This is a genomic window from Acinetobacter sp. BD54 (assembly GCF_044778325.1).
Lineage (GTDB): Bacteria > Pseudomonadota > Gammaproteobacteria > Pseudomonadales > Moraxellaceae > Acinetobacter > Acinetobacter baumannii.
On record NZ_JANJEP010000014.1, the window covers coordinates 33,901 to 59,080 of the forward strand.

Genomic DNA, 25,180 nt, shown 5'->3' on the forward strand with positions numbered 1-25,180 from the left:
CTTTTTTATGGACTCATTAACCATATAGTTTATTTACAATGGCTTGTACACGTTTTGCATAAACTTTAGCTGTTTCCAAATCCCCTGTTGGGACTTCATCTACACTTGCATCCGAAGGCGATTGAACTAAAAGCCCTACCGAACCGCCTAAGTTATTTACATCTTCACGTGTTGCATCTTTGGTATTCGCTGGCAATAAGCCCAGACTCACCCAAATGCCACCATGCTGTGATGCTAAAGTTTGCAGCTGGATAAGCGTAACTTGTTTATCCCCATTTAAACTTGCACTATTCGTAAAGCCTGCAAATACTTTATCTTGCCAACCACGTGTGAACCAAACCTTTGAAGTTGCATCAGCAAATTTTTTAAATTGCCATGGTGCTGTACCCATATAGGTCGGCGCACCAAACACAATACCTTTTGCATTATTCAATGTTTCCCAATCTTGCTCAGTGATATTACCTTCCTGATTAATCTGGATAAGTTGAGCATTAATTTCATTAGCAAAAGTTTCAGCCACTACTTTAGTGTGGCCATAACCTGAGAAATATACAACCGCAATATTAGAATTAGACATGGAAGAAAACCTATGTTTTATTAAATTCCATTTAATGATATATTTTAGATACTAGGTGTCAATTAGTTACTAACTGGTAACTATGGTAATTTTTTAAGAAATTAGCAGGTAAAAAGTATGAATGAAGGTCTAAAATATAATGTTTTTCAACAACATTGCCCTGCTCGTTTATTTTTTGAAAAAATTGCAGATAAATGGGTTTTATTGATTTTAAATGTGCTTGAAGAGGAAACTCAGCACTTCAATTTGCTCAAAAAGAATATACAAGGCATCTCTCCTAAAGTCTTATCACAAAAACTAAAGATGCTAGAAAGAGATGGTTTTATTGAGCGTAAAATTCAGAATACGTCTCCTATTCGTGTTGATTACTCACTCACTTCTCTGGGGCAAAATGTCGCTTCAATGGCGTTCCAATTAAAGGAATGGGCCGAAACCAATATTGAACAGGTTTTAGCAGCCCAAATGACTTATGATGAAAAAGTGCTAGAGCAAGCTTGAATAAAAATAAGGCCACTAAGGGCCTTATTTTTATTTAGTACTTAAGAAATTAACCTAATTTTTTAAAGCCTTGCTGACGCCATGCTTCATATACAATTACGGCAGTTGCATTAGATAAGTTTAAACTTCTTGAGTTTTCTGCCATTGGTAAACGAATCCATTGTTCTTGAGGGAACATCAGACGAACATGTTCAGGCAAGCCGCGTGTTTCTGGCCCCATCAATAAAGCCACAGGTCTATTTAAATCAACTGTATGAGGCGTAGCAGAACCTTTCGTAGTTAAAGGAAAAACATGCTCAACACCTTTTGCTTTTAAGTCCGCAAGACAAAGCTCTATGTTGTCCCAAATTTGCATTCTTGCCCATTCATGATAATCAAGCCCTGCACGTTTAAGCTTTTTATCATCAAGTTCAAAGCCTAAAGGCTTAACTAAATGCAATTGAGCGCCTGTATTCGCGCATAGACGAATAATATTACCTGTATTAGCAGGAATCTCAGGCTCGTATAGAACAACATGAATCACTTAATTACTCACTTAAATTACTTATTGGTTAGCTCAGGCAATAATTACATCTCTTTTGCAGATATCAATAAGCCGACTAATTCCACTGTAACTGTTCACGCAAACGTACAACCTCACCAATAATTGTGAGTGTCGGCGCATGAATTTGATGTTCTGTCACTTTAGATGCAATATCAGCAAGTGACCCCATCACAACCTTCTGTTCAGGTGTCGTACCCTTTGAAATTAATGCGACTGGCATATCTGGACGTTGTCCATGCGCAATCAGCTGCTCACAAATACGCTCTAATCCCACTAACCCCATATACAGTACTAATGTCTGGTTTTCGTATACCAGTTCATCCCACGGTAACTCAGGAGAACCTTCTTTTAGATGGCCTGTAAGAAAGCGGACACTCTGAGCATAATCACGATGGGTAAGCGGAATACCTGCATAAGCTGAACACCCTGACGCAGCAGTAATACCGGGAACAACTTGAAATGGGACGCCAGCTTGAAATAACTCTTGGATCTCTTCGCCACCACGGCCAAAAATAAAAGGGTCTCCCCCTTTTAAACGGCAAACACGTTTACCTTTTTTTGCGTAATCAACCAATAATGCATTAATACCTTCTTGAGGAACACTGTGGTTAGAACGTGCTTTACCAACATATATTTTTGTTGCGTCTCGACGACACAATTCTAAAATAGGTACAGAAACAAGGCGGTCATAAATGACCACATCAGCTTGCTGCATTAAACGTAAAGCTTTTAAAGTAATGAGTTCAGGATCACCAGGACCTGCCCCCACCAAATAAACCTCGCCTTTAGGTGCTTTCCACTCCTGCAATGCTTGTTCAAGCATGCTATCGGCAACATCTAGATTGTCATTAAAAACTTGTTCCTTTAAGGGGCTTGCATACAAGTTTTCCCAAAAAATACGGCGCTCATCTGGATTAGAAATTTTTTCTTTAACCTGATTGCGCCATTTTCCTGAAAACTCAGCTAACTTGCCCATGCCGTGTGGAATAGAGGTTTCTAACTGCGTACGGATTTGACGAGATAGAACAGGAGATGTTCCATTTGAAGCCACTGAAACAATTAATGGAGATCGATCAATAATCGCAGGCACCATAAAACGGCAATGTGGAATATCATCGACGCTATTTACAAGTAAATTGCGCGCTTCACACTGCTCAAAAACTGTTTTATTTACTTCTGCATTATTGGTCGCTGCAATAACTAAACGATAGGGTGTACTTAAAAATTTTTCAGCAAAAGCTTCAATAAACGGCTCGCCGCCTGTTGTTTTAATTAATTGCAGAAGCTGATCTTCAATTGCAGGAGCAACAACATCAATTATTGCTCCTGCCTTAGCCAATAAGGTTGCCTTGCGTAAAGCAATATGCCCTCCGCCCACAATCAGACAACGTTGCTGTTGCAACTTCAAAGAGATTGGAAAAATATCCACCTTAAACCTCTACATCAATCATCTGACTATGTTTAAGCAAAAACCGTGCACAATTTAGATGCAAAGCTTAATCAATAAACGTTGCACCACCCATATATGGGCGTAATACTTCTGGAATCTCAATTGAACCGTCTTCGCGTTGGTAGTTTTCCATTACTGCAAGTAAAGTACGCCCAACAGCAAGGCCTGAACCATTTAGAGTGTGCACCAATTCGGTCTTCTTCTGATCCATACGGTAGCGTGCTTTCATACGACGTGCCTGAAAATCACCCATATTAGAGCAGCTTGAAATTTCACGGTAAGTATTTTGACTTGGAACCCAAACTTCTAAATCATAAGTTTTAGTCGCACCGAAGCCCATATCACCACCACAGAGCAAAATTTTGCGGTAAGGCAAACCAAGCGCCTGTAAAATGCCCTCAGCATGTGCAGTAAGCTCTTCAAGTGCCTGCATAGATGTTTCAGGCTTAACGATTTGCACCATTTCAACTTTATCAAATTGGTGCTGACGAATTAAACCACGTGTATCACGACCATAAGAACCTGCTTCACTACGGAAACATGGTGTATGGGCCGCATATTTTAATGGTAAGCGATCTGCATCAATAATTTCATCACGGACAAAGTTAGTGACTGGAACTTCTGCTGTAGGGATGAGGTAGTATTCTTTTTCACCTTGAAGTTTAAATAGATCTTCTTCAAATTTTGGTAACTGACCTGTCCCACGTAATGAATCAGCATTTACCAAATAAGGCACATAAGCTTCGGTATAACCATTCTTTAAAGTATGGGTATCGAGCATGAACTGAGTTAAAGCACGTTGTAGACGAGCTAAAGGTCCCTTCAACACACTAAAACGTGAGCCTGTGAGTTTAGTGGCAGTTTCAAACTCTAGTCCGCCCATCCACTCACCTAAATCAGTATGATCTTTGATTTCAAAATCGAACTGACGAGGTGTACCCCATTTTGAGATTTCAACGTTATCATTTTCATCTTTACCAGCTGGTACAGATTCGTCCGGCAAATTAGGAATGCTAAGCGCTTTTTGCTCAATCTCGTTTTGTAGCTCTGATAAAGCAACTTCGGCAGCTTTAATTTCATCACCAATGGCTTGCATACGTGCCATGATTTCAGAAGCATCGCCACCGGATTTTTTAATCTGACCCACTTGTTTAGCACCGGCATTTCGCTCTGCCTGTAACTTTTCAGTTTTTGATTGCAAGTCTTTACGGCGAGTCTCTAAAGATGCCCATTCTTGAACATCTAACTGAACACCACGTTTTGCCAAAGCTGCATTAACGACTTCAATATTATTTCTGAGTAACTTAGGGTCGATCATAATCAATCATAATATGGGTAAAAAACTGGCTATAGTGTAAGCCCTTAACACTAAAAAATATAGTGATCATCTTCATAACGAATAGCTTTCACACAATTCTTAGAATAGATCTTATATTTTATAAGTTATAGTTCGGTACACTCGGTAAATACTCAGGTTTAATATATTTAGCTGCTTCAAAATATGGCAAGGTTAATTCAGACATACCTTCTGCATAAGAAGCTAATTCATAAATTGGATAGACAAAAACAATCCCATTTGCACCATAGTAGAAATTATCACTTAATTGCAGTTTTTCGCGGCTAATATTGTGCTCTTGAAGCCAATTAGTATTTGCATTAAAAAGTGCATCAACCAACTGTTTTTCAACATCTGGCTTAATAAGTTCTTCAACGGTAATGTGCTTTTTATTTAGCAAGTCAAAATTTACAAACTCTTGATGTGACATACCATGTGCTGCCCCCGCAGAGTATGAATATGTCTGGAATACAAAGGTTGCAAGGTTATAATTTTGCCCTAAATAACGGACATAGATGGCACTCTGACTTGAGCTCGGTTCCCCTTCCGGTACCTCAACAGGTTTATCAGCCAAATTTGCAAAAGCATTCGGGTCTGCTTTCTTTATACGGTTCGTAAAATAATCATTAATCCATTTTTGATTGGTTTGTACGGTCTGAAAATCATATTCAGTGCAGCCGTCTTCAAGACAAACTTTAGGTTTTGGCAGCTTTACAGGAACAACTTTTGCTTGAATGACAGGGACTTCAGCTTGCTTTTGCTCTTTTACTGAAGCACTAGAAGCCGGTTGTTCATCTTTAGCCGTAGATTTTGGCTGACAACCGCTCACCGCAACCATGGCAGCTAACATTGGAAGAATGAAAATAGTTTTTTTATCGTAAAGTTGCATGTTAATCCCCGTAAACTCACTCCTACCACTATACAAAGCGTAAGTTTAAGACGGGGTTAAAAAATGTATCTAGGCTTGATATATAAAAAGAAAGCCATCGTAAAGATGGCTTTCTAAATAATGAGGCTTATTGATCAATAATATCGGTACCTTTCGGAGGCGTAAAATTGAAAGTTGAAGCCGGAATTGAGGCATTTACTTTAACATTCTTGAAACGAACATAAGTCGTTTGACCTAAAGAATCTTGCAATACCATGAGTGTAGGTGCTTTGTTGGCACCAAAACTAATCGTTAAGCTTTGGAAAGCTCCATCTTCTTTTTTAGGGAATAAAGTGAAATATAACTTAGATTTATCTGGCTGAGTTACTCGGTAAGACTTCATGATTTGGTTAGTATTACCAGAAAGTAATAAAGCCGGTGTATCAGCGACCTGATCATCTAGGCTTTGGCGCACAGCCTGTTGTAGATCAGGGTCATAAATCCAGACTGTTTTTCCACTTGTTACAATAGTTTGCTTAGAGGGACTTACAGTTTCCCAATAAAATTTCCCCGGACGTTCAACTTTCATTGAACCTTTAAATGTCTGGTTCATATGCTGAGCACTTAAGCCTTTTTTCTGTGCTACAGTTTTTGTATTCGCTTTCGTTGTCTGTTCAAAATCGGCAGTCAAACGCTGTAAGCCTGATAACTGATTTACCAGGTTCCCAATTGCCTGTTGCTCCGGTGCTGCTACGGGTGCAGCGAACGCTGTAGTACTCATTACAGGAGCAAGCACTGAGGCGCTGAGTGTAATAGCACACATGGTTTTACGAAGCATATTCATGTCATCACCTTTTTAGTTGCTGTAAGATAACTTGCTAGCCTTTCAATTAATCCAGCTAAACAAGCTCTTCATTCAAGACTTATATTAACCGACAAACTTTGTGCTAATCATTGAGAAAATAAGATATTTTGTTATGTTATTCATGTTGTTTGTAGAATTTCATTCATCATCATGAAGACAATATTGATGTATTTCCATAAAAAAAGCCCACAAAATGTGGGCTTTTTCTTAAGCTAAAACTTAAACAGTTTCAACTTTTACGTAGCGACGGCCAAATTGACCTTTCACTTCGAATTTTACTACGCCGTCAGCAGTAGCAAATAAAGTATGGTCACGGCCCATACCAACATTTGCACCAGCGTGGAATTCAGTACCACGTTGACGAACGATGATGTTACCAGCAGTTACAGTTTGACCACCGTAAACTTTAACACCTAACATTTTTGGGTTTGAATCACGACCGTTCTTCGTCGATCCACCGGCTTTTTTAGTTGCCATGTCTCTTACTCCTCGTGATTAGCCTGAAATACCAGTAATTTTCAACTCAGTGAACCATTGACGGTGACCTTGTTGTTTACGGTAGTGTTTACGACGACGCATTTTGATGATGCGGATTTTGTCGTGACGACCATGACCAATCACTTCTGCAGTTACTTTAGCGCCAGCTACAACTGGAGCACCGATTTGAATGTTGTCACCGTTTACAACCATTAATACATCATCAAATGTAATAGTTGCGCCAGATTCAGCCTTCAATAATTCAACTTTAAGGGTTTCACCCTCAACTACACGGTGCTGTTTACCACCGCTTTGGATTACTGCGTACATAACGTACTCCAATCAGCCCGTGTCGTCGTGCCGATAAAGGGATATATCGATCTTAAAACGAACGCCACTGGGGTTATACAAGGCGACAGATTTTAAGTGAAATTTGATCAAACGACAAGTGCTTTATCTTTAACTAAGCAACAGAAGCCATCATTCTTACATAATAAAAATAGCTTCAATTTGATTTTAGTACTTTTCATTGATTCTGAATGGAATTTAAAATACAGTTCCAAACACAACTTGCAACAAGAACAAGCTGTATTCATGTTGACGTTATTAAAATTTATTGTTTTGTCGGAAACACATCGTTTTGCAGAAATAAAGAACAAAGAACTCTTCATGAACATACAAATGATTAATATCAATTGCTTGTTTCCCTGTTTAATGCACTTTTAATTGATACACTAACGCCACTTATCTACCAATACGGGGTTTTTCTTCATATGGTCATCGATTTTAAGCAAGACATTCTCGCTCCTGTTGCTACAGACTTTGCTGCGATGGATCACTTGATTAATGAAGGAATTAGCTCAAAAGTCGGCTTGGTCATGTCAGTGAGTAAACATGTAGTTGAAGCTGGCGGCAAACGTATGCGCCCAATCATGTGTTTACTTGCAGCACGCGCTTGCGGCCTCGACAATATGCAAAATGCACAGCGTCTGGCAGCTATTATTGAAATGCTTCATACCGCAACTTTAGTGCATGATGATGTAGTTGATGAATCTGGACTTCGCCGTGGTCGCCCTACTGCAAATGCAACATGGAACAATCAAACGGCCGTATTGGTTGGTGACTTCCTTATTGCCCGCGCTTTTGACCTTTTGGTTGATTTAAACAACATGACCTTATTAAAAGACTTCTCAACAGGTACATGTGAAATTGCTGAAGGTGAGGTATTACAGCTCCAATCTCAGCATCAACCGGATACAACCGAAGAAACATATTTAAAAATTATTCACGGGAAAACTTCTCGTTTATTTGAACTTGCAACCGAAGGTGCGGCTATTTTGGCAGGACAAGAAGCTTACCGCGAACCTTTAAGATTATTTGCAGGTCATTTCGGAAATGCATTCCAGATTATTGACGATATTTTAGACTACACTTCAGATGCTGAAACATTAGGTAAAAATATTGGTGATGATTTAATGGAAGGTAAACCGACTTTACCGTTAATTTCAGCATTAGCACATTCAACCGGTGAAGAGCATGCCATTATCAGACGCAGTATTGCGACTGGTGGTGTTGACCAATTACCTAAAGTGATTGAAATTGTGCAAAAGTCTGGTGCTTTAGACTATTGCCAGCGTCGTGCCCAAGAAGAAACAGAAGCAGCACTGCAAGCCTTATCAATCTTGCCTGATACACCTTATCGTCAAGCATTGATTAATTTAACTCGGCTTGCATTACATCGAATACAGTAGATATTATTTTGCCTATGCATATAAATTTTTCAGAACATTTTTTTAAAATCCAGAAACAGCTTGAAAGCCCTCAAGCTGTTATTGACGAAAATATTCTCATTGACCTAGTCAATGCTTTACGGCCATCCGATCCCCAAGATACGGATGAAATAGAGCAAAAAATACAAGCTTTTATTGATAGTCTATTACTTACTCCTACCGCTCCAGCTCTTTTACAAACCTTTTTATTACGCCTCATTAATCAATATAAGCAAGTCAGCTTATATGCAGATAGTGGTATTTTGTCTTTAGATGGCTTCTGGAACCAGCTTGGGCAAAGACTTGGCGGTCACTTTCTGCCACTTATTGAAGATGCAAGCCAGCTAAAAATTCTGATTGGAAAAATTTTCTATTTAGAAAGTGATTCAATCTGGTTAAACAATGTCGATGACAAGGATTGGGCAACTTTGTTCGGACTTATTGGGCAAAGTAACAGTAATGTCGATGAAAAGCATGCCATTCAGCGAGAAATGATTAAGGCAATTACTGTCTTATCTTACCGTATTAGTGGTATCGGTCTTTATCCTGAATTTATTAACGCTCAACCTGAATTAACCGAATATGAATCGCCATTTTTGGTACAAAACCGTGAAATTATTGAGTTTATAGAGAAGTACAAAAAACAGGATATTTCTAGCAACGACATTGCTGTGCTTCCACCTCCTGATGCCTCTCAAGCATTTGTAATGCTAGAGCAGTGTCGAGACGTCGTTTTAAAAATACGCCGAGCGACCAAAAGAATCGGTGTAAGTTTAAGTTTGACCTATCTTTTGTCTTTACTTGAACAGTGTTTAGATCGGATTGAATTATTACTCTATCTAGTTGTAGATGATAGCGAGGGACGCTACGTTTCTTTAGGAAACTTAATTTCAGACTTAACTAAAGCACATTATAGTGAAAAAAGTGTTCGCTCGTTACTCAGCACGACCAGTGAGCTTATTGCCTTTCAAGTCACAGAGAATGCAAGCCGTACTGGCGAACACTATGTAAGTACAGACACCAAAGGCTTTTGGGGCATGTATAAAGCCGCTGCTGGTGCAGGTGTGATTATTGCCTGTATGGCCTCATTAAAAATTCTTGCTGCACGTATGACGATGGCTCCGCTCATGCAAGCCTTTACGTTCAGTATGAACTATTCACTGGGCTTTATTCTGATTCATGTATTGCACTTTACTGTTGCAACAAAACAACCCGCAATGACAGCTGCCGCACTTGCAGCCACAGTTCAGCAACGGAAAGGCTCTAAAACGGCACAAATTGCAGAATTAGCCGCACTTATTATCAATATTATTCGAACTCAGTTTATTGCTATTTTGGGTAATATCTCGATTGCAATTCCTACTGCTGCTCTTATTACCTTTGCTTGGCAGTTCTATCTTGATGAGCCTTTATTAACTCATACCAAGGCAACTTATCTATTACATAGCCTAAACCCTTTTACCTCATTAGCCGTTCCGCATGCAGCGATTGCTGGGGTGTGTTTGTTTTTATCTGGCCTAATTGCGGGCTACTTCGACAACATGGCAGTTTATAGAAAAGTAGGACCACGTTTAAAAGCACATCGACGTTTAAGAAACTTATTTGGACAAGAACGCCTGAACCGTTTTGCAGAATATATTGAACGTAATTTAGGGGCGCTCGCAGGTAATTTCTTATTTGGCGTAATGTTAGGAAGTATGGGAACAATTGGCTTTATTTTGGGCCTACCTCTAGATATTCGTCACATTGCCTTTGCGTCAGCGAACTTCATTCAAGGTTTAATGACTATTAATGGTAGTCCTGATATTGGCTTGATTATAGTTTCATTTTTAGGCGTACTCTGTATTGGTCTCACCAACTTATTTGTGAGTTTCACACTCACTATTATTGTGGCATTACGTGCACGTCGAGTTCGCTTTGAACAATGGAAGCCATTAGCTAAACTGGTCATGACCCATTTTCTTACCCGACCAAGTGACTTCTTCTGGCCACCGAAACAGCCTCTAGAATTAGAAGAAAATGCCCAAGCCAATAGCGGAAAAAAAGCGGAACATTAAATGTTTTGCTTTGTACACAAAATGTGATGTCCGTCAATTTTGTTGTGATTGTTTTTCCAAATGTTAAAAAAATTTCAAAATGAATTTACGATGATCTATCAGGCTTGAAAAAAAGTGTACTGGCAAGTACACTTTCAACGGCATTCAATAGTGAAAAACTATATGAATAAGCAAAGGTGTGTTTATGCCCTATCTATTGCTTTGTATTGGTTGCGTTTTTTTAGGATTAGGTGTTCTTGGTCTTTTTGTACCAAGTCTTCAATCTTTGGACTTGCTCACCGTTCAAACATTGAGTCACCATCGTTTAGATTATCTTAATAGTATAACCACCTTTCTTGCACGCGTAGGCGGCATGCCTTTTGTATGTTTTTTATCCTTTCTAGTATGTATATATTTAGCATGGTATAAAAAATATATTACTGTTATTTTCATTAGCTTGGGAGTTATTGGCAGTATCACCATGGGTTGGCTGCTCAAGTGGTGTGTTAACCGGCCTAGACCTCCTGAGGCATATCATATTGTTGAAAGTTACGGTGCATCGTTCCCAAGTGCACATAGTGTTTATGCATCAACACTGGCTTGTCTGGCAATGATTATGTTATGCCATAAGCACAACATTAACTCTCCTTATATTGTTTTGATCTCCTGTCTTTGGTTTGTGTGTATGGGGCTTTCAAGAATATATGCAGGAGTTCATTTCCCAACAGACGTACTCGCTGGTTGGGGCATTGGTTTTATTTGGATTGCACTGCTTTGGCTCTGGTTATTACAAACACAAAGTAGGTTAAGTAGAAAACAAATATATTTTTAGATTTTATCTAAACGAGGTGGAACAATGATGTCGGCTAAGCTTTGGGCACCAGCCCTTACTGCTTGCGCATTAGCAACAAGTATCGCGCTTGTTGGTTGTAGCAAAGGCTCCGATGAGAAACAGCAAGCTGCTGCTGCTCAGAAAATGCCGCCTGCAGAAGTAGGTGTTATTGTTGCTCAACCACAAAGTGTTGAACAAAGCGTTGAGCTTTCAGGCCGTACTTCAGCATATCAAATTTCTGAAGTTCGTCCTCAAACAAGTGGCGTGATTTTAAAACGTTTATTTGCTGAAGGAAGCTATGTTCGTGAAGGTCAGGCGCTTTATGAGCTCGACTCTAGAACGAACCGTGCAACGTTAGAAAATGCAAAAGCATCACTCCTACAACAACAGGCAAATCTAGCTTCACTACGTACCAAGTTAAATCGTTATAAACAACTTGTTTCTAGTAATGCTGTGTCTAAACAGGAATATGATGACTTACTTGGTCAAGTCAATGTTGCAGAAGCACAAGTTGCAGCAGCTAAGGCTCAAGTAACAAATGCAAATGTAGATCTTGGTTATTCTACAATTCGCTCTCCTATTTCTGGCCAATCTGGTCGTTCTTCAGTAACGGCTGGTGCTTTGGTTACTGCAAACCAGACTGACCCGTTGGTAACGATTCAACAGTTAGATCCTATCTATGTTGATATTAATCAGTCTAGTGCTGAGTTATTGCGTTTACGTCAACAACTAAGCAAAGGCAGTTTAAATAACAGTAACAACACGAAAGTAAAATTAAAGCTTGAAGATGGTTCTACCTATCCAATCGAAGGGCAACTTGCTTTCTCTGACGCTTCTGTAAACCAAGATACAGGAACAATTACATTACGTGCCGTATTCTCTAACCCGAATCATTTATTGCTTCCGGGTATGTATACCACTGCGCAAATTGTTCAGGGCGTTGTTCCAAATGCTTACCTGATTCCTCAAGCTGCCATTACTCGTTTACCTACAGGACAAGCTGTAGCGATGCTTGTTAATGCTAAAGGGGTTGTTGAGAGCCGTCCTGTTGAAACCTCTGGTGTTCAAGGACAAAACTGGATTGTGACTAACGGCTTAAAAGCCGGCGATAAAGTCATTGTTGATGGTGTTGCCAAAGTTAAAGAAGGGCAAGAAGTATCAGCAAAACCTTATCAAGCTCAACCAGCAAACTCTCAAGGTGCAGCACCAAATGCTGCGAAACCGGCTCAATCAGGTAAACCTCAAGCAGAACAGAAAGCAGCTTCAAATGCATAAGGGGTAGATTGAATGGCACAATTTTTTATTCATCGCCCCATATTTGCGTGGGTGATTGCATTAGTCATTATGTTGGCGGGTATTCTTACGCTAACAAAAATGCCTATTGCACAATATCCAACGATTGCACCACCAACCGTAACGATTGCTGCGACTTATCCTGGTGCATCGGCTGAAACAGTTGAAAATACTGTAACCCAGATCATTGAACAACAAATGAATGGTCTTGATGGCTTACGTTATATTTCATCTAACAGTGCTGGTAATGGTCAGGCATCTATTCAATTAAACTTTGAACAAGGTGTTGACCCTGATATTGCACAGGTTCAAGTTCAAAACAAATTGCAATCTGCAACTGCGCTTTTACCTGAAGATGTACAACGTCAAGGTGTAACAGTTACTAAATCTGGTGCGAGCTTCTTGCAAGTTATTGCATTCTATTCACCAGATAACAACCTGTCAGACTCTGACATTAAAGACTACGTAAACTCGTCAATTAAAGAACCGCTTAGCCGTGTTGCCGGTGTTGGTGAGGTACAGGTCTTCGGTGGCTCATACGCAATGCGTATCTGGCTTGATCCAGCTAAATTAACAAGCTACCAACTTACTCCTAGTGATATTGCAACTGCCTTACAAGCGCAGAACTCGCAAGTTGCTGTAGGTCAGTTAGGTGGTGCTCCGGCTGTACAAGGTCAAGTTCTTAACGCAACAGTAAATGCACAAAGCTTATTGCAGACTCCTGAACAGTTTAAAAATATCTTCTTAAAGAACACAGCATCAGGTGCTGAGGTTCGATTAAAAGATGTTGCTCGCGTAGAATTAGGTTCGGATAACTATCAATTTGACTCGAAGTTTAACGGTAAACCGGCAGCTGGTCTTGCAATTAAAATTGCAACAGGTGCTAACGCACTCGACACAGCCGAAGCAGTTGAACAACGTTTATCTGAACTACGTAAGAACTATCCAACAGGTCTTGCAGATAAACTGGCTTATGACACGACTCCATTTATCCGTCTTTCAATTGAAAGTGTAGTACACACATTAATTGAAGCCGTGATTTTGGTATTCATTGTCATGTTCCTATTCTTACAAAACTGGCGTGCAACGATTATTCCAACGCTTGCAGTTCCAGTAGTTGTATTAGGTACATTTGCGGTCATTAATATCTTTGGCTTCTCAATTAACACCTTAACCATGTTCGCTATGGTATTGGCAATCGGTCTTCTGGTCGACGACGCCATTGTTGTAGTCGAAAACGTTGAACGTGTGATGAGTGAAGACCATACCGATCCGGTTACCGCCACTTCTCGCTCAATGCAGCAGATTTCTGGTGCGTTAGTAGGTATTACCAGCGTATTGACAGCGGTATTCGTACCAATGGCTTTCTTTGGTGGTACAACAGGTGTAATTTACCGCCAGTTCTCGATTACCCTTGTAACTGCAATGGTACTGTCGTTAATTGTAGCGTTGACGTTCACACCGGCACTTTGTGCAACTATCTTGAAACAGCATGATCCTAATAAAGAACCAAGCAATAATATCTTTGCGCGTTTCTTTAGAAGCTTTAACAATGGTTTTGACCGCATGTCGCATAGCTACCAAAATGGTGTTAGCCGCATGCTTAAAGGCAAAATCTTCTCTGGCGTGCTCTATGCTGTTGTAGTTGCCCTTTTAGTCTTCTTGTTCCAAAAACTCCCGTCTTCATTCTTACCAGAAGAAGATCAGGGTGTGGTCATGACACTTGTACAATTACCACCAAATGCAACGCTTGACCGTACCGGTAAAGTGATTGACACCATGACTAACTTCTTTATGAATGAAAAAGATACCGTGGAATCTATTTTCACTGTTTCTGGTTTCTCATTCACAGGTGTTGGTCAAAACGCGGGTATTGGCTTCGTTAAGTTGAAAGACTGGAGCAAACGTACGACACCAGAAACTCAAATTGGTTCATTGATTCAGCGTGGTATGGCATTAAATATGATCATTAAAGATGCATCATACGTTATGCCGTTACAGCTTCCAGCAATGCCTGAACTTGGTGTAACTGCCGGATTTAACTTGCAGCTTAAAGATTCAAGTGGTCAAGGCCATGAGAAACTGATTGCAGCTCGTAACACAATTTTAGGTTTGGCATCACAAGATAAACGTCTTGTAGGTGTGCGTCCAAATGGTCAGGAAGATACTCCTCAGTATCAAATTAATGTAGATCAGGCTCAAGCTGGTGCTATGGGCGTTAGTATTGCCGAAATCAACAATACAATGCGTATTGCATGGGGTGGCTCATACATTAACGATTTCGTTGACCGTGGTCGTGTGAAAAAAGTTTATGTTCAAGGTGATGCGGGCAGCCGTATGATGCCTGAAGACTTAAACAAATGGTATGTACGTAATAACAAAGGTGAGATGGTTCCATTCTCGGCGTTTGCTACAGGCGAATGGACGTATGGTTCTCCACGTCTCGAACGTTATAACGGCGTGTCATCAGTTAACATTCAAGGTACACCTGCACCTGGCGTGAGCTCTGGTGATGCCATGAAAGCAATGGAAGAAATTATTGGTAAGTTACCATCTATGGGCTTACAAGGTTTCGACTATGAATGGACAGGCTTATCACTTGAAGAACGTGAGTCTGGTGCTCAAGCGCCGTTCTTATACGCACTTTCATTGTTAATCGTATTCCTTTGCTTGGCTGCACTATATGAAAGCTGGTCAATTCCGTTCTCGGTTTTACTTGTGGTACCACTTGGTGTCATTGGTGCAATCGTATTGACCTACTTGGGCATGATTATTAAAGGAGATCCAAATCTCTCAAATAACATTTACTTCCAGGTAGCGATTATTGCGGTTATCGGTCTTTCTGCAAAAAATGCGATCTTGATTGTTGAATTCGCAAAAGAATTGCAGGAAAAAGGTGAAGATCTACTTGATGCAACCTTACATGCTGCAAAAATGCGTTTACGTCCAATTATCATGACCACCCTTGCCTTCGGTTTCGGTGTACTTCCACTTGCACTTTCAACAGGTGCCGGTGCAGGAAGTCAGCACTCTGTAGGCTTTGGTGTACTTGGTGGCGTACTCAGCGCGACGTTCTTAGGTATCTTCTTTATCCCTGTATTCTATGTGTGGATTCGTAGTATCTTTAAGTACAAACCAAAAACCATAAACACTCAGGAGCATAAATCGTGATGCAAAAAGTATGGTCTATTTCAGGTCGTAGCATTGCGGTATCTGCACTTGCGCTTGCTTTGGCAGCTTGTCAAAGCATGCGCGGCCCAGAACCAGTCGTGAAAACCGATATACCACAAAGCTATGCATATAACAGCGCTTCTGGTACGTCTATTGCTGAACAGGGTTATAAACAGTTCTTTGCTGACCCGCGTTTGCTTGAAGTGATTGATTTGGCTCTTGCCAATAACCGTGACTTACGTACAGCAACGCTCAATATTGAACGTGCTCAACAGCAATATCAGATTACACAGAACAACCAGCTTCCAACAATCGGTGCAAGTGGTAGTGCAATTCGTCAGGTTTCTCAAAGCCGTGATCCGAATAACCCCTACTCTACTTATCAAGTAGGTTTGGGTGTAACTGCTTATGAGCTAGATTTCTGGGGTCGTGTTCGTAGCCTCAAAGATGCTGCTTTAGATAGTTATCTTGCAACACAAAGTGCTCGTGATTCGACTCAAATCAGTCTGATTAGCCAAGTTGCTCAAGCATGGTTAAATTATTCGTTTGCAACAGCAAACTTAAGACTGGCAGAGCAAACGCTTAAAGCACAGTTAGATTCTTACAATCTCAACAAAAAACGTTTTGATGTAGGTATCGACAGTGAAGTTCCATTACGTCAAGCACAGATTTCCGTAGAAACTGCGCGCAATGATGTAGCGAACTACAAAACTCAAATTGCTCAAGCACAAAACTTGTTGAACTTGCTTGTAGGCCAACCTGTTCCACAAAACTTGTTACCTACACAACCTGTAAAACGCATTGCTCAACAAAATGTGTTTACTGCCGGTTTACCAAGTGACTTGTTAAATAACCGTCCGGATGTAAAAGCTGCTGAATACAACTTAAGCGCTGCGGGTGCGAATATTGGTGCTGCAAAAGCACGTTTATTCCCAACCATTAGCTTAACGGGCTCGGCTGGTTATGCATCAACTGACTTAAGTGATCTATTTAAGTCTGGTGGTTTTGTCTGGTCAGTTGGTCCAAGCTTAGATTTACCAATCTTTGACTGGGGTACACGCCGTGCCAATGTAAAAATTTCTGAAACCGATCAGAAAATTGCATTGTCTGATTATGAAAAATCAGTTCAGTCGGCTTTCCGTGAAGTTAATGATGCACTTGCAACTCGTGCTAACATTGGTGAGCGTTTAACCGCTCAGCAACGTCTAGTAGAAGCAACTAACCGCAACTACACACTTTCTAATGCCCGCTTCCGTGCTGGTATTGATAGTTACTTGACAGTTCTTGATGCACAGCGTTCTTCATATGCAGCTGAACAAGGTTTGTTATTGCTTCAACAAGCAAACTTAAACAACCAAATCGAGTTATACAAAACTCTAGGTGGTGGTTTAAAAGCAAATACTTCAGATACAGTGGTACACCAACCATCTAGTGCTGAACTTAAAAAGCAATAAGTTTTAAATCACTTTCTTACTTATAAAAGCTCACTTCGGTGGGCTTTTTTATTGCAACTCATCTGAATATTTTTTATCTTGAAAGCTTAATAAATTTAGTTTGATAAAAAACAATGTTATTAAGTAATTTAGAAAGTGTTCCAGGCCATCAAATTTTAAAGCAGCTGGATGTCGTTTACGGAAGTACCGTCCGTAGTAAGCATGTGGGTCGCGACTTGATGGCAAGTTTAAAAAATATTGTAGGTGGTGAACTTACGGGTTATACCGAATTATTAGAAGAATCTCGCCAAGAGGCCATGCAACGTATGATTGTAAAAGCCCAGCAACTTGGTGCCAATGCAATTGTGGGTATTCGTTTTTCTACCTCAAATATTGCCCAAGGTGCTTCTGAGTTATTCGTATATGGCACAGCAGTGGTTGTGCAGCCTCAAGCACCTCATCTGCCCGATCCATTTAATGCATAGGTAGAAAATGGACAATCTTATTTTTCAGCTTGTTATTTTTCTCATTCTTTTCAGTATTGGTTGGGCTTTTGGCCGCCATATTGAACGAAAACATTTAAATGAGCTTCTAGAAAAAGAGCAACAATTTGCCCATATCAGAATTGATACCAATCGTTTTGCCACAAGCGACCAGTTGGGACATTTTATTAGCAGTAATGTGGTTATTTCGCATGACTACTTTAAATATGTACTGGCCTCTATAAAAAATATTTTAGGTGGCCGGCTGACCAGTTATGAAAGTATTGTTGAACGTGCTCGCCGCGAGGCTATCGTACGACTAAAACAACAAGCTCAAAGTGTCGGTGCCAATCACATTATGGGAGTTCGGCTGAGTACAACCGAACTGGGTATGCAAGGTGGAATGGTAGAGGTATTTGCCTACGGAACAGCAGTCAAAGATTAACACTGCCCCATAGCAGAAAAATGTATACGCGGATTGCCAATATTTTTGGTTAAGTGTTGGCAAATTCCGGTAATTTTCCATATGCCCTGTTGTTTTGCCAAAGTAAAATAATAGCGACCAAAAGAATGAAAATAATCATTTTCCGAAAAACGATAAATTTGATAATTACATTCTAACCATGCTTGGTCTTGTTCAATCCGAATAAGAGGATTGCTTAAATTGTGCTGTAGCCGCAAATGTGACAAAGCTTGTTGCCGTGAACCTTTATATTCATGACAAGACACCACGCATAAAGGCTCCCCTCTAAACTGCAAATAGTCCACCTCAAGTTGATCGGCCAACAACTCATCAAACGCATCCCAATTTTTCTGGTCAAAAACCAATTGAAAACGCGTAATGACCTCTAAAATACGATGGTAGTCTTGATCCATTGTGAACCTTCTATGCGGGTTTTTCCATCAATTTAGCACGGCGAAATCTTTTTTTTATTTCACTTTTGTTTTCCGGATCATTTTATAAAGTAGTTTCGGTGACATACGGGAAACCATCACGCCTAATTTTTCTTTAGTACCACCCACTACAATATATTCCTGTCCTTGCATTAATGCCTTAACTGACTGTTCTGCAAAAACATCGGCTTCTAGTCCATTTTCGATTGCTTCGTCTTGGTGGCCTTGAGGTTGCCCTGCACCATTTAGTGCATTAAACGAAACATTAGTTTTTACAAAGCCCGGGAAAATAACCGAAACTTCAACACCCTGATCGGCAACCTCAGCACGTAAACTGTTGGCCCACATATGAATAGCAGCTTTAGCAGCCGAATAACTCGCACGGTACTGCGTACCTAAAAGCCCTGCCACGCTAGAGACAAATACAACTCGGCCAGACTTTTGTTTAAGCATGGTCGGTAACACAGTTTTGGTTAATGCGACTTGTGAGAAATAATCGACTTCCATAATGGCCCGTTCTGTTGCCATTGTGGTGTCTTGAATCAAAGCACGTTGACTTAAACCCGCATTATTAATAAGCCAGTCAATTCGTCCTTTTGCTTTTAAAATCTGCTCATAAGCCTCTTGAACTTGCTCTTGATTGGTAATGTCTGCAACTACCGACAAGTGCTGATCCGGATGGAGTAAACCAACGCGAACTTCTTCTAACTCTTCAAAGCGACGCGAAGTTAAAATCACTTGAGCACCTTGCAAAGCAAACTCACCAGCTAAAGCTTTACCTAAACCGGAAGATGCTCCCGTAATCCACACCACTTTATTTTGCAAAGTATCAAGTTTGGCCATTTTAACTTCCTATTATCTTTTTAAATTATGCTGCTTGATGCATGAAGGCCAAAAAGTGGTTGATATAGTGAGTTGCGGTCGTTTGATCAACCTGCGTCCCCAATTTTTCCAAACGTTTATAGCCCAAATGCGTTGTCATATTAATGACCCCATTTAGGGTTTTATCGACAACTAAATTAAATTTTAAACGTTTTTTAGGTTCACGTACTAGGCTTGTTACACCTAAATCCACAATTTGAATTAAGGTCTGAAAAGCTTTTTCTACGCTTTGCATATTGCCCTCACGTATTTGTTCCGTCAGTGTTTGGGCCTGTTGTACAAGTTGAGGGGTGATCGGGTATGTAATATAAACATCTTGCTCACGTTCTTTCATGAGTGAGGTCATATAATCAACTAAAGGTAATAGTCGTTCATTACCGAAAAAAGAGACTGACCAAGGCATATATTTTCGGAAAGTATCTAAAATTTGCTGAAGAACTTTCTCGGACTCATACCGCTGTTTTTGAGTCATAGTAGAGTTGTCTTGCTCATCCTTTAACAATACAGAGAAAACTTGCTCAATAATTTCACAAGACAAATCGGAAAGAACATCCCCCAATACTTTCGACTGGCTTTCTCTTACCCCAGCATGTAATTTCTCTCGAATTGAAGCAAATTGGGTATAGGTTGAATCGGAAATCTTTAAAAAAACTTTGTAGCTCATGTGTCGCATCCCTTTTCAATTCTTTTGTAATTTTTCTGCCGTGCCGCTACACGATTAAATTGTGATCCATGCTTCATAAATCTACCGTTTTTTGAAAAAAATACAAAACCGTTTATCTATTTTCAGCACATTAATTTCGAGGCAATTTTTTGCTACAATAGATGCAATTTTTTATGCATATTCGATCTAAGCTACTATGACTGACGCTCAAACCGCTCAAAATATTGCCACCACCTACGATCCAACCGAGATCGAAAAGAAGTGGTACAAAACGTGGGAAGAACAAGGTTACTTCAAACCTTCTGGTCACGGTGAATCATTCTGTATCATGATTCCACCACCAAACGTCACTGGTAGTTTGCACATGGGCCATGGCTTTAACAATGCCATTATGGATGCCCTCACCCGTTATAACCGTATGATGGGTAAAAACACTTTGTGGCAACCGGGTACCGACCATGCTGGTATTGCAACTCAAATGGTTGTTGAGCGTCAACTTGGCTTACAAGGTATCACTCGTCACGACTTAGGCCGTGAAAAGTTCATCGAAAAAGTTTGGGAATGGAAAGAACAATCTGGCGGCACAATTACCAAACAAATTCGTCGCTTAGGTTCGTCTGTAGACTGGTCACGTGAACGCTTCACGATGGATGAAGGTTTATCAAACGCCGTTAAAGAAGTATTCGTTCGTTTACACGAAGACGGTTTAATTTACCGTGGTAAGCGCCTTGTAAACTGGGACCCTAAACTTCAAACTGCTCTTTCTGACCTTGAAGTAGAAAGCAAAGAAGAAAAAGGCTCACTTTGGCACTTTAAATATTTCTTTGAAGATAAATCAGTTAAAACTCAAGATGGCAAAGACTATCTCGTAGTTGCAACGACTCGTCCTGAAACTTTACTTGGTGATACTGCTGTGGCTGTTCACCCTGAAGATGAGCGTTATGCGCATCTTGTTGGTAAAAATATTGTATTGCCAATTACTGGTCGTTTAATTCCAATCGTTGCTGACGACTACGTTGAAAAAGACTTCGGTACTGGCTGTGTAAAAATCACCCCTGCTCATGACTTTAACGACTATGAGTTAGGTAAACGCAATAGCTTGCCAATCATCAATATCTTCAACAAAAACGCCGAAGTTTTAGGTGAGTTTGAATATATTGCTAAAGCTGGCGAACAAATTTCTAAAACTATTACTGCCCCTGCAGATTATGCTGGTTTAGAGCGCTTCGAAGCACGTAAAAAACTAGTTGCTCAAGCGGAAGCTGAAGGCTGGTTAGACCAAATCCAACCGTATGACTTAAAAGCGCCACGCGGTGACCGTTCAGGCGTGATTATTGAGCCATTATTAACTGACCAATGGTACGTAAAAATTGCGCCTCTTGCAGAGCCTGCAATTGAAGCGGTTCAAGATGGTCGTATTAAGTTTGTTCCAGAGCAGTACAGCAACATGTACATGGCATGGATGCGTGACATTCAAGACTGGTGTATTTCACGTCAGCTTTGGTGGGGTCACCGTATTCCAGCTTGGTACGATGCTGATGGCAACATCTATGTTGGCCGTAGCGAAGAAGAAGTTCGCGCGAAAAATAACATCGCGGCTGATATTGAGCTTAAACAAGACGAAGACGTACTTGATACATGGTTCTCATCTGCACTTTGGACATTCTCAACCTTAGGTTGGCCAGAACAAACGCCTGAACTCAAAACTTTCCACCCGACTGATGTGTTGGTGACTGGTTTTGACATTATCTTCTTCTGGGTTGCCCGCATGATCATGATGACCATGCACTTCATGAAAAATGAAGATGGTTCATCTCAAATTCCATTTAAGACGGTTTACGTTCACGGCTTGGTACGTGATGGTGAAGGTCAAAAAATGTCGAAGTCTAAAGGTAACGTTCTTGACCCATTAGACTTGATTGACGGTATTGATTTAGAAAGCTTAGTTGCAAAACGTACGACTGGCCTCATGAATCCGAAAGATGCTGCGAAGATTGAAAAATCAACGCGCAAAGAGTTCCCAGAAGGCATTAATGCTTACGGTACTGACGCAGTTCGTTTCACGTTCTGTGCCCTTGCAAACACTGGTCGTGACATCAAGTTCGACTTAAAACGTGTTGAAGGTTACCGTAACTTCTGTAACAAAATCTGGAATGCAACACGTTTCGTTCTGATGAATGTTGAAGGCCAAACTGTTGGTCAACAAGCCCGTCCTGATCTTTGGGAACTTCCAGAACAATGGATTATCAGCCGTCTGCAAAAAGCTGAAGCTGCTGTACACCAAGCGTTTGCAACTTACCGTTTAGACCTTGCTGCTCAAGCGATTTATGACTTTATCTGGAATGAATACTGCGACTGGTACGTTGAGTTAACTAAACCAGTTCTAAACGATGCAGAAGTTTCAGAAGAGCGTAAAGCTGAAGTACGCCGTGTATTACTTGCTGTGATGGAAGCCTCTTTACGTTTGGCTCATCCATTAATGCCATATTTGACAGAAGAAATCTGGCAAACACTTGCACCAATGCTTGGTCAAGGCGGCCCAACAATTATGACTGCCCAATACCCTATTCCTGAGCAAGCAAAAATCAACGAACAAGCTGAAGCAGATATGCAATGGCTTCAAGGTTTGATTGGTGCGGTACGTAACATTCGCGGTGAAATGGGCTTAGGTAATGCGCGCTTGTTGCCAGTATTACTTCAAAACACTTCTGACGCTGAACGTGAACAAATCATTCGTATTGAAGCATTGTTCAAAGCATTGGCTAAAGTTGAAAGCATTGAGTTCTTGAATAAAGATCAAGAACCACCTTTATCTTGCTCTAGCGTTGTTAGCCATGCATCAGTATTTGTACCAATGAAAGGCTTAATTGACCCTAAAGCTGAGCTTGCTCGTTTGCAAAAAGACTTGGATAAAATCCAAAAGCAACACGACCAAATCGCGGGCAAACTTGCAAATGAAGGCTTTGTTTCTAAAGCACCAGCAGCGGTTGTTGAAGGTGAAAAAGCGAAGCTTGCTGAGTTTGCTGCTCAGTTAGAGAAAGTTAAAGCGAATATGGAGCAAATTGCTGCGCTTTAATCTTTAAAGTTCACAATTTAATTGTAATATAAAGGGCTGATTATTCAGCCCTTTATTTTTCATAGTTTAATAATCTTGAATAACTTCTAAATAGATTTGGTCGTACTCAGTATCGTAAAAAAAATCACATCCTACATATTCGGTTACCATTTCGGATAAAAATCTAGAAGCTAAGTCATGCTCAGCAACATATTCATCCTCAAAATAATAACATTTATAACAATCTGCCCATTCTTGAATATCACCGTTCGCATCTAATAAATCATTAGCTTTAAGTCCTTCAAGATCTAAATATTCTGATTCATCTTCCTCATTAAAATATTCAAAAAATACAGGTGAGTTTATAATTTTTTGCTCTAATTCAGATAACCTACCTTCTATTTTAAAATCATCGACCATCTGAAAAACCGAGCGTACAAACTTCCCATACTGAAAAAATGAATATCCATATGTACCACCACTATCATAAGCAGCAAAAAATAATACCCATTCTGTTAAATTACTTTCTTTAAATCGCTTTGCCCATAATGAGTGATCATCCATTGCAGAAAATAAAAAATCTGCATGATAAATTATCAATACATTATTAAAAATCTTTAAACTTATACAATTATCATATCGCGTATCAAAATCCGTTCGCTCACTCAAACTAACAACATTAATAGTTCTATTCTTCCAACCTGAAACTAACTCTATTGCATTTTCCATTGTCCCATTAAATGGTACAGCTAAACCACCAGCACTTATTCCCATAAAAAGTCTCTTTAAAATTTTATTCAATTCTAAGTTCAATCAACACTCTTAAACAATCAAAGCACGAACAGAGTTTGGGGATAGAATATGTTATGTTCCCTTTCTTTTTAGAAGAAGATTTTAGGGAGAGGTTATAGAACCCCATGTCCCAACAACATCTCTACCCCACTCTCTTTTTTCATATGCTTTAAGCGTTCCTTTTCCCACTTCACCTGCTGCTTTAACTCAGCACAGTCACCATCTACAGCTTTATAGACATCACTAATATGTACATGCTCTGCTTTTACATTTTTGGCTAACTGAAAAGAATCCAAAATCTCAGTAATTTGGCTTTCAAGCTGCTGACTTTGTGCATCCAAAGCAAGTTTATAAAATCGCAACTGCTCGGCAGATAATTCTTTAGCGCCTAGCCCTTTATTCTGTTCAAGCTGTAACTGGAGTTTGAGTAAGTAAAACAAATCCTGCTTTTCGTAGGCCTGACTTGCTTGTTGGAACAACTCAGTTTTTTCTTCTTTTTTGGTTTCATCTTGCTCACGGTCTGGGTGAATCATCGCGGCAATTTTTAAATAGACTGTTTTAAGTGACTGCGCTGCCATTTGCTCGGCTTGTTCACGTTTCTGTTGCTGTCTTTGCTGTTTAGCTTGTTCTCGCGCTTGTTGTTGCTCAGCCGCATACCGTTCAAAGTCTTCTTCTAACCCTGCAATCTGCTCAGCACTTTCATCGTATTCAGATTTGATTGGATGAGCTTTTTTATTTTTTTTTACAGACTCCCCCGCATGTTGCTGATAAAAGGTATCAATCTGCTTTACTAACTCCAACTGTTCAGCAGATAGCATTTTGGAGCGTTTCAACATTTGCGCAAGCTGGGCATTTTTTTCATCGAGTTGTTGCATGTCTGCTTTGGAAAACTCATGGCTATGTAACATATTCCAAAGTTGCTCTAACTGTTGAAATAGCACCGCATGCAAATCGCTATACACAGGCATCAGTTTTTGTCGTATGTGCTGTTGAATCTCAGCTTGTGCATTTTGCCAAGCGCTCAGGCTAACTTTTTGCTGTTCTATTTTATCAATCAGGTGATTCAGTTTTTTCTGCTGTGCAGATGGTTCAGACCTTTGCTGCAAGCTCACTTTGAGATCAAAGGGCATACTCATTGAACCGTACCGGGTTTGTCGGAGACTTTTTATTTAAGTTAGGCCACCTGACCTAACGGGTTAATCTTATCATAGTACATTGCTTCAAACTCAAAAGGCGATACATAACCCAGTGCACTGTGTACA

Annotated in this window: 24 protein-coding genes; 11 read left to right on the forward strand and 13 right to left on the reverse strand. The window is 40.1% G+C overall.

Annotated elements, in window-relative coordinates; all coding sequences use genetic code 11:
* Positions 1–16: 16 nt before the first annotated feature.
* A complete protein-coding gene (locus NQ782_RS17555) occupies positions 17–577 on the reverse strand; it encodes a flavodoxin family protein (protein ID WP_057092933.1) in 561 nt (186 codons plus the stop codon).
* Positions 578–694: 117 nt separating this feature from the next.
* On the opposite strand from NQ782_RS17555, the gene NQ782_RS17560 reads away from it, so the two are divergent.
* A complete protein-coding gene (locus NQ782_RS17560; protein WP_001002019.1) occupies positions 695–1,075 on the forward strand; it encodes a helix-turn-helix domain-containing protein in 381 nt (126 codons plus the stop codon).
* A gap of 49 nt (positions 1,076–1,124) precedes the next feature.
* On the opposite strand, the gene NQ782_RS17565 is transcribed toward NQ782_RS17560, so the two are convergent.
* From NQ782_RS17565 to rplU, 7 genes are all read right to left on the reverse strand, one after another.
* Positions 1,125–1,598, reverse strand: a complete 474-nt coding sequence (locus NQ782_RS17565; RefSeq protein WP_000582207.1) for a tRNA (cytidine(34)-2'-O)-methyltransferase — start codon at positions 1,596–1,598, stop codon at positions 1,125–1,127.
* Between the two features lie 76 nt (positions 1,599–1,674).
* Positions 1,675–3,048, reverse strand: coding sequence for a siroheme synthase CysG (gene cysG / locus NQ782_RS17570; RefSeq protein ID WP_057092935.1), 1,374 nt, complete (start codon positions 3,046–3,048; stop codon positions 1,675–1,677).
* Positions 3,049–3,115: 67 nt separating this feature from the next.
* Positions 3,116–4,387, reverse strand: a complete 1,272-nt coding sequence (serS, locus tag NQ782_RS17575) for a serine--tRNA ligase (RefSeq protein ID WP_000566834.1) — start codon at positions 4,385–4,387, stop codon at positions 3,116–3,118.
* Positions 4,388–4,505: 118 nt separating this feature from the next.
* Positions 4,506–5,294, reverse strand: a complete 789-nt coding sequence (locus NQ782_RS17580) for an RsiV family protein (protein WP_057092937.1) — start codon at positions 5,292–5,294, stop codon at positions 4,506–4,508.
* Between the two features lie 127 nt (positions 5,295–5,421).
* Complete coding sequence (gene lolA, locus NQ782_RS17585) at positions 5,422–6,117, reverse strand: outer membrane lipoprotein chaperone LolA (RefSeq protein WP_001056757.1); 696 nt, start codon at positions 6,115–6,117, stop codon at positions 5,422–5,424.
* A gap of 240 nt (positions 6,118–6,357) precedes the next feature.
* Complete coding sequence (gene rpmA / locus NQ782_RS17590; protein WP_000201632.1) at positions 6,358–6,615, reverse strand: 50S ribosomal protein L27; 258 nt, start codon at positions 6,613–6,615, stop codon at positions 6,358–6,360.
* Between the two features lie 18 nt (positions 6,616–6,633).
* Positions 6,634–6,945 (reverse strand): 50S ribosomal protein L21, encoded by a 312-nt coding sequence (gene rplU / locus NQ782_RS17595; protein ID WP_000271409.1) that lies wholly within the window; start codon positions 6,943–6,945, stop codon positions 6,634–6,636.
* 96 nt (positions 6,946–7,041) lie between these two features.
* Between rplU and NQ782_RS17600 the strand changes: the two genes are divergently transcribed.
* The 9 genes from NQ782_RS17600 (at position 7,042) to NQ782_RS17640 (ending at position 18,076) form a co-directional block, all read left to right on the forward strand.
* The gene (locus tag NQ782_RS17600) at positions 7,042–7,341 is read left to right on the forward strand and encodes a hypothetical protein (protein WP_000667118.1); all 300 of its coding nucleotides are present in this window, start codon (positions 7,042–7,044) and stop codon (positions 7,339–7,341) included.
* A 47-nt stretch (positions 7,342–7,388) separates the two neighbouring features.
* Positions 7,389–8,366 carry an All-trans-nonaprenyl-diphosphate synthase gene (sdsA, locus tag NQ782_RS17605; protein WP_000234081.1) on the forward strand — a complete coding sequence of 326 codons (978 nt, stop codon included), beginning with the start codon at positions 7,389–7,391 and terminating at the stop codon, positions 8,364–8,366.
* A 14-nt stretch (positions 8,367–8,380) separates the two neighbouring features.
* On the forward strand, positions 8,381–10,441 hold the full coding sequence (locus NQ782_RS17610; RefSeq protein WP_000547894.1) for a site-specific recombinase: 2,061 nt from the start codon (positions 8,381–8,383) through the stop codon (positions 10,439–10,441).
* Between the two features lie 184 nt (positions 10,442–10,625).
* Complete coding sequence (locus tag NQ782_RS17615) at positions 10,626–11,252, forward strand: phosphatase PAP2 family protein (RefSeq protein WP_001982009.1); 627 nt, start codon at positions 10,626–10,628, stop codon at positions 11,250–11,252.
* A 24-nt stretch (positions 11,253–11,276) separates the two neighbouring features.
* Positions 11,277–12,527 (forward strand): multidrug efflux RND transporter periplasmic adaptor subunit AdeI, encoded by a 1,251-nt coding sequence (adeI, locus tag NQ782_RS17620; protein WP_000986589.1) that lies wholly within the window; start codon positions 11,277–11,279, stop codon positions 12,525–12,527.
* A 12-nt stretch (positions 12,528–12,539) separates the two neighbouring features.
* Positions 12,540–15,716 (forward strand): multidrug efflux RND transporter permease subunit AdeJ, encoded by a 3,177-nt coding sequence (adeJ, locus tag NQ782_RS17625; RefSeq protein WP_000046678.1) that lies wholly within the window; start codon positions 12,540–12,542, stop codon positions 15,714–15,716.
* A complete protein-coding gene (adeK, locus tag NQ782_RS17630; RefSeq protein WP_001174793.1) occupies positions 15,716–17,170 on the forward strand; it encodes a multidrug efflux RND transporter outer membrane channel subunit AdeK in 1,455 nt (484 codons plus the stop codon). Before adeJ ends, adeK begins: the two co-directional genes overlap by 1 nt.
* Positions 17,171–17,283: 113 nt before the next feature.
* Entirely contained in the window at positions 17,284–17,634 is a 351-nt protein-coding gene (locus NQ782_RS17635; RefSeq protein ID WP_000927245.1) for a YbjQ family protein, read from the forward strand.
* A 7-nt stretch (positions 17,635–17,641) separates the two neighbouring features.
* Positions 17,642–18,076: a YbjQ family protein gene (locus tag NQ782_RS17640; protein WP_000369287.1), complete on the forward strand. Its 435-nt coding sequence runs from the start codon at positions 17,642–17,644 to the stop codon at positions 18,074–18,076.
* Here NQ782_RS17640 and NQ782_RS17645 read toward each other — a convergent pair.
* Genes NQ782_RS17645 through NQ782_RS17655 form a run of 3 tightly spaced genes read right to left on the reverse strand, consistent with a single transcriptional unit; the run spans position 18,073 to position 20,071 of the window.
* Positions 18,073–18,507: a nuclear transport factor 2 family protein gene (locus tag NQ782_RS17645; protein WP_000371755.1), complete on the reverse strand. Its 435-nt coding sequence runs from the start codon at positions 18,505–18,507 to the stop codon at positions 18,073–18,075. The genes NQ782_RS17640 and NQ782_RS17645 overlap by 4 nt on opposite strands.
* Before the next feature lie 54 nt (positions 18,508–18,561).
* Positions 18,562–19,368, reverse strand: a complete 807-nt coding sequence (locus NQ782_RS17650) for an SDR family NAD(P)-dependent oxidoreductase (RefSeq protein WP_001086059.1) — start codon at positions 19,366–19,368, stop codon at positions 18,562–18,564.
* Positions 19,369–19,393: 25 nt separating this feature from the next.
* Complete coding sequence (locus NQ782_RS17655) at positions 19,394–20,071, reverse strand: hypothetical protein (protein WP_000120759.1); 678 nt, start codon at positions 20,069–20,071, stop codon at positions 19,394–19,396.
* Between the two features lie 196 nt (positions 20,072–20,267).
* Between NQ782_RS17655 and NQ782_RS17660 the strand changes: the two genes are divergently transcribed.
* Positions 20,268–23,147 (forward strand): valine--tRNA ligase, encoded by a 2,880-nt coding sequence (locus NQ782_RS17660; protein ID WP_057092939.1) that lies wholly within the window; start codon positions 20,268–20,270, stop codon positions 23,145–23,147.
* 66 nt (positions 23,148–23,213) lie between these two features.
* On the opposite strand, the gene NQ782_RS17665 is transcribed toward NQ782_RS17660, so the two are convergent.
* Positions 23,214–23,900, reverse strand: coding sequence for a hypothetical protein (locus tag NQ782_RS17665; RefSeq protein WP_000512922.1), 687 nt, complete (start codon positions 23,898–23,900; stop codon positions 23,214–23,216).
* Between the two features lie 131 nt (positions 23,901–24,031).
* The gene (locus NQ782_RS17670) at positions 24,032–25,048 is read right to left on the reverse strand and encodes a molecular chaperone DnaJ (protein ID WP_267581272.1); all 1,017 of its coding nucleotides are present in this window, start codon (positions 25,046–25,048) and stop codon (positions 24,032–24,034) included.
* Positions 25,049–25,180: the final 132 nt, after the last annotated feature.

Excerpts from the sequence above, each read along its gene's own strand:
- NQ782_RS17555 (WP_057092933.1), bottom strand. The coding sequence starts at position 577 with ATGTCTAATTCTAATATTGCGGTTGTATATTTCTCAGGTTATGGCCAC.
- NQ782_RS17560 (WP_001002019.1), top strand. The coding sequence starts at position 695 with ATGAATGAAGGTCTAAAATATAATGTTTTTCAACAACATTGCCCTGCT.
- serS (WP_000566834.1), bottom strand. The coding sequence starts at position 4,387 with ATGATCGACCCTAAGTTACTCAGAAATAATATTGAAGTCGTTAATGCA.
- NQ782_RS17580 (WP_057092937.1), bottom strand. The coding sequence starts at position 5,294 with ATGCAACTTTACGATAAAAAAACTATTTTCATTCTTCCAATGTTAGCT.
- lolA (WP_001056757.1), bottom strand. The coding sequence starts at position 6,117 with ATGAATATGCTTCGTAAAACCATGTGTGCTATTACACTCAGCGCCTCA.
- rpmA (WP_000201632.1), bottom strand. The coding sequence starts at position 6,615 with ATGGCAACTAAAAAAGCCGGTGGATCGACGAAGAACGGTCGTGATTCA.
- rplU (WP_000271409.1), bottom strand. The coding sequence starts at position 6,945 with ATGTACGCAGTAATCCAAAGCGGTGGTAAACAGCACCGTGTAGTTGAG.
- sdsA (WP_000234081.1), top strand. The coding sequence starts at position 7,389 with ATGGTCATCGATTTTAAGCAAGACATTCTCGCTCCTGTTGCTACAGAC.
- NQ782_RS17610 (WP_000547894.1), top strand. The coding sequence starts at position 8,381 with ATGCATATAAATTTTTCAGAACATTTTTTTAAAATCCAGAAACAGCTT.
- NQ782_RS17615 (WP_001982009.1), top strand. The coding sequence starts at position 10,626 with ATGCCCTATCTATTGCTTTGTATTGGTTGCGTTTTTTTAGGATTAGGT.
- adeI (WP_000986589.1), top strand. The coding sequence starts at position 11,277 with ATGATGTCGGCTAAGCTTTGGGCACCAGCCCTTACTGCTTGCGCATTA.
- adeJ (WP_000046678.1), top strand. The coding sequence starts at position 12,540 with ATGGCACAATTTTTTATTCATCGCCCCATATTTGCGTGGGTGATTGCA.
- adeK (WP_001174793.1), top strand. The coding sequence starts at position 15,716 with ATGCAAAAAGTATGGTCTATTTCAGGTCGTAGCATTGCGGTATCTGCA.
- NQ782_RS17635 (WP_000927245.1), top strand. The coding sequence starts at position 17,284 with ATGTTATTAAGTAATTTAGAAAGTGTTCCAGGCCATCAAATTTTAAAG.
- NQ782_RS17640 (WP_000369287.1), top strand. The coding sequence starts at position 17,642 with ATGGACAATCTTATTTTTCAGCTTGTTATTTTTCTCATTCTTTTCAGT.
- NQ782_RS17645 (WP_000371755.1), bottom strand. The coding sequence starts at position 18,507 with ATGGATCAAGACTACCATCGTATTTTAGAGGTCATTACGCGTTTTCAA.
- NQ782_RS17650 (WP_001086059.1), bottom strand. The coding sequence starts at position 19,368 with ATGGCCAAACTTGATACTTTGCAAAATAAAGTGGTGTGGATTACGGGA.
- NQ782_RS17655 (WP_000120759.1), bottom strand. The coding sequence starts at position 20,071 with ATGAGCTACAAAGTTTTTTTAAAGATTTCCGATTCAACCTATACCCAA.
- NQ782_RS17660 (WP_057092939.1), top strand. The coding sequence starts at position 20,268 with ATGACTGACGCTCAAACCGCTCAAAATATTGCCACCACCTACGATCCA.
- NQ782_RS17665 (WP_000512922.1), bottom strand. The coding sequence starts at position 23,900 with ATGGGAATAAGTGCTGGTGGTTTAGCTGTACCATTTAATGGGACAATG.
- NQ782_RS17670 (WP_267581272.1), bottom strand. The coding sequence starts at position 25,048 with ATGCCCTTTGATCTCAAAGTGAGCTTGCAGCAAAGGTCTGAACCATCT.